This is a genomic window from Spirulina sp. CCY15215 (assembly GCF_016888125.1).
Classification (GTDB): Bacteria; Cyanobacteriota; Cyanobacteriia; order Cyanobacteriales; family Spirulinaceae; genus CCY15215.
Map to the genome: position 1 here is coordinate 1 of NZ_JACSWA010000251.1, position 7,950 is coordinate 7,950.

Consider the following 7,950-nt stretch of genomic DNA (forward strand, 5'->3'; position numbering starts at 1 on the left):
CCCGAAAGGGAGGCTCGAAAGAGCAAAACCGCTATGCGTACAGGGTTGTTCAATTAGATACAGTAATTGTCCTGTTAAAAGTGCAATACAAAAGCACTCTAATTAAACAACTCCAAGGCGGTAGCGAAACTAATATAAAGCCGTCCTATAAGAACGGGGTTTCTACCCAATTTTTCGATGAAAATTCTCAAAACCCTCACCCTGCGCGGCCCCAACTACTGGAGCATTCGCTACCACAAATTAATCGTCATGCGCTTGGACTTGGAGGATTTAGACGAACGATACTCCAATGATATCCAGGGTTTTAATGAAGGATTGACATCGCTTTTGCCCACCTTAGTCGAACATTACTGCTCCCCAGGACATCGAGGCGGTTTCTTGGAGCGCCTGCAAACAGGGACATTAATGGGGCATATTATCGAACACGTCGCCCTCGAACTCTCGGATCTGGCCGGAATGCACGTCGGTTTCGGACGCACGCGACAGACATCGGAACAGGGGGTGTACAACGTCGTTTTTGAATATCTCGACGAACAAGCCGGACGCTATGCCGGACGCGCCGCCGTGCGCCTGTGTCAGAGTATTGTCAATACGGGAACTTATCCCCAAGAGGAACTCCAGCAAGACCTCAACGACCTCAAAGAATTCTGGGTCAATGCTTCCACAGGTCCCAGTACAGAAACGATTATTACCGAGGCCGAAGAACGAGAAATTCCCTGGATGCACTTGAGTACCCGCGCCCTGATTCAACTGGGATACGGAGTCAAGCAAAAACGCATACAAGCGACCCTTTCCGACTATTCCAGCATTATCGCCGTCGAATTGGCTTGCGATAAAGAAGGCACCAAAACCGTGTTGCGAGATGCCGGAATTCCCGTCCCCCAAGGCACCGTCATTCGCTATTTTGACGAACTCGAAGATGCGATCGACGACGTGGGGGGCTATCCCATTGTTCTCAAACCTCTCGACGGCAACCACGGTCGCGGTATTACCATCGATATTAAACGCTGGCAAGAAGCAAAAGAGGCTTACGATCTGGCCAGTGAGGCTTCTAAAACGAAATCGGTCATTGTCGAACGCTACTATCAAGGCAACGACCATCGCATTCTGGTGGTTCAAGGCAAAGTTGTTGCTGTCGCCGAACGCATTCCCGCCCATGTCATCGGTGACGATCGCTCCACCATTAGCGAACTGATCGACCAAACCAACCGCGATCCGAGACGAGGAGACGGTCACGATAATGTTCTCACCAAAATTAAACTTGATAAAACTGCCGCCGATGTATTGGCACGACAGGACTATAACTTAGATAGTATTCCCCCCACAGGAGAACGGGTTTATTTACGAGCAACAGCGAACCTCAGTACCGGGGGAATTGCCATCGATCGCACGGATGATATTCACCCCCAAAACATCTGGATCGCCGAACGGGTTGTCAAGGTTATTGGCTTGGATATTGCTGGAATTGATGTGGTCACGTCAGATATTAGCAAACCTCTCCGAGAAACTGATGGGGTCATTGTCGAAGTGAATGCAGCCCCCGGTTTCCGAATGCACGCTTCTCCGAGTCAGGGTTTACCGCGCAATGTCGGTGCCGCAGTATTGGATATGCTCTTTCCCGAAGGAACGTCCCCTCGCATCCCCATTGTGGCCATTACGGGAACCAATGGGAAAACCACAACCACGCGCCTAATTGCTCATATTTTCCGGCAAACCAAGCAGGTTGTGGGGTACACCACCACCGATGGGATTTATATCGGCGATTATTTAGTCGAAGCAGGAGATACGACTGGACCCCAAAGCGCCCAGTTAATCTTAAAAGACCCTACAGTAGAAATTGCTGTTTTAGAAACAGCGCGGGGGGGAATTTTGCGATCGGGTTTAGCTTTCGATCGCTGCGATGTTTCAGTGATTTTAAATGTCGCGGCGGATCATTTGGGGATCGGCGATATTGATACGGTGGAGCAAATGGCTTCGGTTAAATCTGTAGTGGCGGAAAGCACTTCTCCTGATGGTTATGCGGTGTTGAATGCGGAAGATCCTCTCGTGGCCAAAATGGCGGAGAAGGTAAAATCAAAGGTGGCTTATTTCTCTATGAACCCGGATCACCCTGTCATTCAAGAACATACCCGTCGCGGCAAATTGGCGGCTATTTATGAGAATGGCTACCTGACGATTATTGAGGGGGATTGGAAATTACGCATTGAGGCGGCCAAAAATGTCCCTGCGACTTTTAAAGGAATGGCTCCTTTTATGATTGCTAATGCCTTAGCTGCTTGTTTGGCGGCATTTGCCCGAGGTGTGGATATTGAAAGCATTCGCCAAGGGGTAAGAACTTTCCAACTTTCGACGGAACAAACCCCTGGACGCATGAATTTAATCGATTTGGGACGATACCACGCCCTGATTGATTATGCCCACAATCCTGCCGGATATGAAGCTCTAGGAGGGTTTGTCAAAAATTGGCAGGGGGAACGTTTGGGAGTCATTGGCGGACCTGGCGATCGCCGAGATGAAGATTTAATTTTATTGGGTAAACTATCGGCGCAGATGTTCGATCGCATCATTATTAAGGAAGATAACGACAAGCGCGGCCGAGATACAGGGGTAGTGGCAGATTTAATCGTCAAGGGTATTCGGGAGGAAAAATCCGATGCTTGCTATGAAACCATTTTGGACGAGAAGGAAGCCATTCGCGTCGGTTTAGAACGGGTAGTTGATGGCGGTTTGGTGGTGATTACCCCAGAAAGCGTCGGCGGCGCGATCGCCATTTTAGAAGACTGTAAAGCGAAAATTGCCTCTTAGGAATTTCTGGCAGTGTTTTCTCGCTTTGGAGTTTTCCCGGTAGTGGCTGCATTATTGCGGCCACTAACTGTCAAAACATTTTCTCTCGCAGGTATTCTCAAAAATCGTAGAATAATCGGGTAAAATAGCCCTCATCTCCCTGTAAGCGTTAATTTCATGACCTACAACCTGAGAATTGCCGATTTGCCCGAAAGTGAACGCCCGAGGGAAAGACTGCTGGCGATCGGGGCAAAAAATCTCTCCACGGCTGAATTGCTTGCCATTTTGTTAGGCACGGGTCAGGGACCGGGAAAGCTGTCTGCGGTGGGTTTAGGTCATCATATTTTGCAAACCTTGGGACGACATCAACGAGATCCTCTCGATATTATTAGAGAGGTTTCTCCACAAGAATTAATGGCAATTGATGGGGTGGGACCAGCGAAAGCAACGGCAATTTTAGCGGCGATCGAATTGGGAAAACGCGCTTTTCAACTGCGACCCGCCCCTAAAGCCCTCATAGACTCCCCTCAAGTGGCGGTAGATGCCCTCAGCCACGATTTGATGTGGCAATTGCAAGAACGATTTGCGGTTCTGTTAATGGATACGAAAAATCACTTATTAGGAACTCAAGTGATTAGCATTGGCACCGCAACAGAAACGATCGCCAATCCTCCTGATATTTTCCGAGAAGTCATCCGACAAGGCGCAACGCGATTTATTATTGCTCACAATCATCCTTCTGGGTCTATCGAACCTTCGGGAGACGATCTGAGTTTAACAGAAAAGTTATTACAAGCCGCACAGCTTTTAAATCTACCTTTATTAGATCATTTAATTTTAGGAAATGGTGACTCTAGCAGCCTGCGACAGAAAACAGATCTCTGGAATCGCTACCCTCAAGGGGAGTGAGCTAAAATTGGCTGTAATAATTGAATATTATCGTAGTGGGAGCGTCTCGCTCCCTAGATTTTTAATGATAGTATTCATGCGGATTTGATATAATCAAGTTTCTGGCTGGCAAATTGCTTAATGAATTACCAACTTTTCTAGCAGAAACCATCCTCCCGAAAAATTGCGCCATCCCCAAACAGAAATTTCCCTTTCATTCTGGCAATGCTGCAATTTTTCATTGACTTCTGGACGAGTCGTAATGAGTTGCCAAATTTGCTTTTTTTCTGCGCGATCGCCCAGTCGAATGCGATAACTATTCTCACCAATTTTGCGAAATGTACCGCGAAAATGTTCCCCAATTTCCCTTTCACTAGAAAAGGCAGAACTGCACGCACATATCCCTTCTTTGCTATATTCTTCAGGACGATCTAAATAATAGCGCTGCCATTGCAACCATTCCGGATGATTAGGAGGTAAATTTAATAAAGGAATGACGGCATGATTGTTCGCTAATAATGCTTCTTGTAAGTCTCTAACGGGCAATTCTCGCGGCTGACAGTTTGATTCTATACATAATGCTGCTGCCATTCCTGCTGCTTGTCCGATCGCCATAACCATCGGTTGCAATCGAGTTGAACCGTTGGCAATATGGGAGACGGAAATGTTTTTTTCGCAAACAATAAATCCATCGGTTGCAACAGGAATTAAGGTATCATAAGGGATTGTAAAAGGCGTTCCCGTCCAGCGTCCTCCCCATTGCATTGATTTGGGTTGTAGATCGAACTTAACTCTGGGATAATGATGATCGTTGGCATAATTTCCCACGGCGATCGCATTTACTTCTCCCTGGGAATTGCAGGGTAATGCCGCAGTATTTCCCCCAGACATGGGCAAGATATCGGCTTCTATGATGGTTTCTAGCCCCAGCAAGCGGCGACTTTCTCGGAAATAGGGTAATAGGGCAAAAGCACCATCGGAGGGGCTAGGAAAGGCATTTTGAGCCAATCCATAGCGCTTATCAATGTGGGTTTGAATAAAATGGGCAAATCCTAAACTATGTTCTTTAGATTCTTGTAAAAACTCTTTTTTCTCTTCTTTCGATCCAATTAAACGATTTAAGTTTTCGCCATAATCATTGCCTTTTTGCGGCCAATTGAGCATAAATAAATCGTTGGGAAATCGTCCATAATTGAGAAACTTTTGTTTCCCATATCCTTGCCAAGCCCCGCTAAATTGTTGCGAGATATCCACAGCAGGGGCGGGAATTTTTGGGGCTTTCTGTCCGTAGTCTTGTAGGAGGAAAACCCAGGTAGGAGACTGGACGGGATAGCGATCGCATAACTCATTATAAGTTTCCGGCGCACTGGGTTCGTTAAATTCTGTTCGCAATTCCCAGCCCCACCGATGAGGAATTTCTCCTAATGCTAATAAATCCCCCAATTCTGTCCCATCGAGAGTAATTTTTGCTTCAATTTCATAGTCTTGAAAACGAACTCCGGTAATGCGATTCTCCTTCGGAGACGCTTCGCGATCGCCTTCCTGCAAAACTTCTACTGGAGTCTGTCCCGATATCCACTGTAAATGAGGTAAATCCTTGACCCAGTCGGCAAAAATTGCCGCACCTATGCGAGGCTCGTAGGTAAATAAACTCACCCAACTCTGGTCTAAACCTCCCTTTTGGCGCGATCGCAGTTCCTTTAAATATTCACCCCAAATTCCCGTTTGTAAGAATAAAAGTTCGCTGCCATCGGGTGCTGCAACCCCTGCTGCTGTTAGCATTCCCCCCAACCAGACAAACTCACTCACAATAATAGTTTGCACACCACGACGGGCGCATTGAATAGCGGCGGTACTTCCTCCCGTACCTCCGCCAACTATGAGAACATCAGTTGTTAATTTGGTTAACATGAGATTACAAAAAACTGAATAAGAAAATCTAGTTTACTTTGTTTTTAGATGCGATCCTCTGCTATTCTTATTGTGCCAGGAAACAATTCCCATTCTCTTGCGACTCATCAGAGCGATCGCGTTCTTGATTTTCTATATAATTAAGGGAATGCTAACAAATATTGTTCCTATGTCCCCAACCGCAGCCCCACCAAAGCGCGATCGCACCTCCTTAACCCCAGAGGAAATTATCACCATTGATGCGAGAGAAACCAACAACAAAACTCTCGATCCAGAAAGCCTCTCAGCCTTTGAAATCGGTCATTATGACTCAGATTTCATTATGGCCTACTACAAAAAGCGTCCCTTCTCTGTTATCGGGCGCATTTTCAATATTTTATGGTGCTTTCTCTCCTTTATTTTTGGGCTATGGTGGGATAAATTGTGGGGAAGTATTGCCCGCAATGAGAGAAATCGTGCCACGCAACTACGGAATATTATTACTCGTCTTGGACCGACCTACATAAAAGTGGGACAAGCACTTTCAACTCGTCCCGACTTGATCTCTGCGGTTTATATGCAAGAGTTGGCACAATTACAGGATCAATTACCTCCCTTTCCTAACGAACTAGCCTACCAATTTATTGAAGAAGAACTAGGCGATCGCCCAGAATATATTTATGCTGAATTTAGTCCCCAGCCCGTCGCAGCAGCATCCCTAGGACAAGTTTACAAAGGAAAACTAAAAACTGGAGAAACCGTCGCCATTAAAGTTCAACGTCCGGACTTAATTGGTAATATTTCTCTCGATGTTTATATCATGCGAAGTTTAGCAATTTGGGCAAAGAAAAACATCAAACGCCTTCGCAGTGATGTAGTGGGAATTGCGGATGAATTTGCTGGGCGGATTTTTGAAGAAATGGATTACGAACTCGAGGGACGAAATGCCGAGTTATTTGCTGAATTATACGGCTATTTACCGGAAATTTACATCCCGAAGATCTATTGGAATTATACAGGGCGGCGCGTCCTAACAATGGAATGGATTGAAGGCACAAAATTAACCAATTTAGAAGAAATTCAAGCACGAGGAATTGATGCAACCCACTTAGTAGAAGTGGGGGTTGGCTGTTCCTTAAGGCAACTTCTCGAACACGGTTTTTTTCATGCAGATCCGCATCCAGGAAATTTGTTGGCCACGCGAGATGGCAAATTAGCTTATTTGGATTTTGGCATGATGAGCCGCATTGAACCCTATCAGCGTTATGGGTTAATTGAGGCTGTGGTACATTTGGTTAATCGAGATTTTGAATCTTTGGCTGAAGACTATATTAAGTTGGAGTTTTTATCGGAAGATACGGATTTAAGACCCATTATTCCGGCTTTAGAGAATGTTTTTGGTAATGCTTTGGGAGCAAGTGTTGCTGAACTCAATTTTAAAAGTATTACCGATCAAATGTCGGAAATGATGTATGAGTTCCCTTTTCGTGTTCCGGCTTATTATGCTCTTATTATTCGCTCTTTGGTGACATTAGAAGGCATTGCGATCGGGGTTAATCCAAATTTTAAAGTATTGAGTAAGGCCTATCCTTATATCGCCAAGCGACTGTTAACTGATACTTCTGTAGAGTTGCGATCGTCTTTGCGAGATCTGTTATTTAAGGGTGGAAGTTTTCGCTGGAATCGTTTAGAAAATCTCTTACGCAATGCTCGGGATTCTCAGGATTATGATTTTGAGTTTGCTGTTAGTCAAGCCTTAGATTTCATTTTTTCGGAACGAGGTGATTTTATCCGCATTAAATTAGTAGATGAAATCGTACAGGCGATCGATCTTTATGGTCGAAAAACACTGTTTGATTTTTCAACTGTCCTGCGTCAAAAAATTGGCATGAGTGCCTTAAAAATGCCCGCAGATTTGCACAATATTTCTCAAGATAATCTCGCTCACATTCAAAATATCTGGCAGATTTTGCAGGAAACAAAAGGCTTCGATCCGATGACATTTTTAGGGTTTGTTCCCAAAATTTTAGCCAAATCTAAGACGCAGGAGGTAGGCTATCAAATTGCGAATGGATTAGTTCAGAAAGTTGCGGCACGACTGATTCGTAATATACTGTTAGAAACGGATTGCGATCGCCCGGATTCTGTTAATTGGAATGCAGCCAAAAGTCTCCCCTCTGCTGGTTAAAAACGAGCATTTCGCTATCAACATTATAGAACTTAAGCATTAGCGGGCAAGATGCCCGCACTACCATAGCCAGAGAATACAGTAGTGGGAGCGTCTCGCTCCCTAGCTATCAACATATTAGAACTTAAGCATTAGCTATCAACATATTAGAACTTAAGCATTAGCTATCAACATATTAGAACTTAAGCATTAGCTATCAA

Annotated in this window: 4 protein-coding genes; 3 read left to right on the forward strand and 1 reads right to left on the reverse strand. The window is 45.2% G+C overall.

Annotated elements, in window-relative coordinates; genetic code table 11:
* Positions 1-177 precede the first annotated feature (177 nt).
* Both cphA and radC read left to right on the forward strand, forming a co-directional pair.
* Positions 178-2,805: a cyanophycin synthetase gene (cphA, locus tag JUI58_RS02265; protein ID WP_204102119.1), complete on the forward strand. Its 2,628-nt coding sequence runs from the start codon at positions 178-180 to the stop codon at positions 2,803-2,805.
* Between the two features lie 156 nt (positions 2,806-2,961).
* The gene (gene radC / locus JUI58_RS02270; RefSeq protein ID WP_204102120.1) at positions 2,962-3,693 is read left to right on the forward strand and encodes a DNA repair protein RadC; all 732 of its coding nucleotides are present in this window, start codon (positions 2,962-2,964) and stop codon (positions 3,691-3,693) included.
* 117 nt (positions 3,694-3,810) lie between these two features.
* Here the strand turns inward: radC and JUI58_RS02275 are convergent, their stop codons facing one another.
* Positions 3,811-5,583, reverse strand: a complete 1,773-nt coding sequence (locus tag JUI58_RS02275; RefSeq protein WP_204102121.1) for an FAD-dependent oxidoreductase — start codon at positions 5,581-5,583, stop codon at positions 3,811-3,813.
* 148 nt (positions 5,584-5,731) lie between these two features.
* On the opposite strand from JUI58_RS02275, the gene JUI58_RS02280 reads away from it, so the two are divergent.
* Positions 5,732-7,750 carry an AarF/ABC1/UbiB kinase family protein gene (locus tag JUI58_RS02280; protein WP_239121214.1) on the forward strand — a complete coding sequence of 673 codons (2,019 nt, stop codon included), beginning with the start codon at positions 5,732-5,734 and terminating at the stop codon, positions 7,748-7,750.
* Positions 7,751-7,950 lie beyond the last annotated feature (200 nt).

Coding starts and splice junctions, on each gene's coding strand:
- radC (WP_204102120.1), top strand. CDS start 2,962: ATGACCTACAACCTGAGAATTGCCGATTTGCCCGAAAGTGAACGCCCG.
- JUI58_RS02280 (WP_239121214.1), top strand. CDS start 5,732: ATGCTAACAAATATTGTTCCTATGTCCCCAACCGCAGCCCCACCAAAG.
- JUI58_RS02275 (WP_204102121.1), bottom strand. CDS start 5,583: ATGTTAACCAAATTAACAACTGATGTTCTCATAGTTGGCGGAGGTACG.
- cphA (WP_204102119.1), top strand. CDS start 178: ATGAAAATTCTCAAAACCCTCACCCTGCGCGGCCCCAACTACTGGAGC.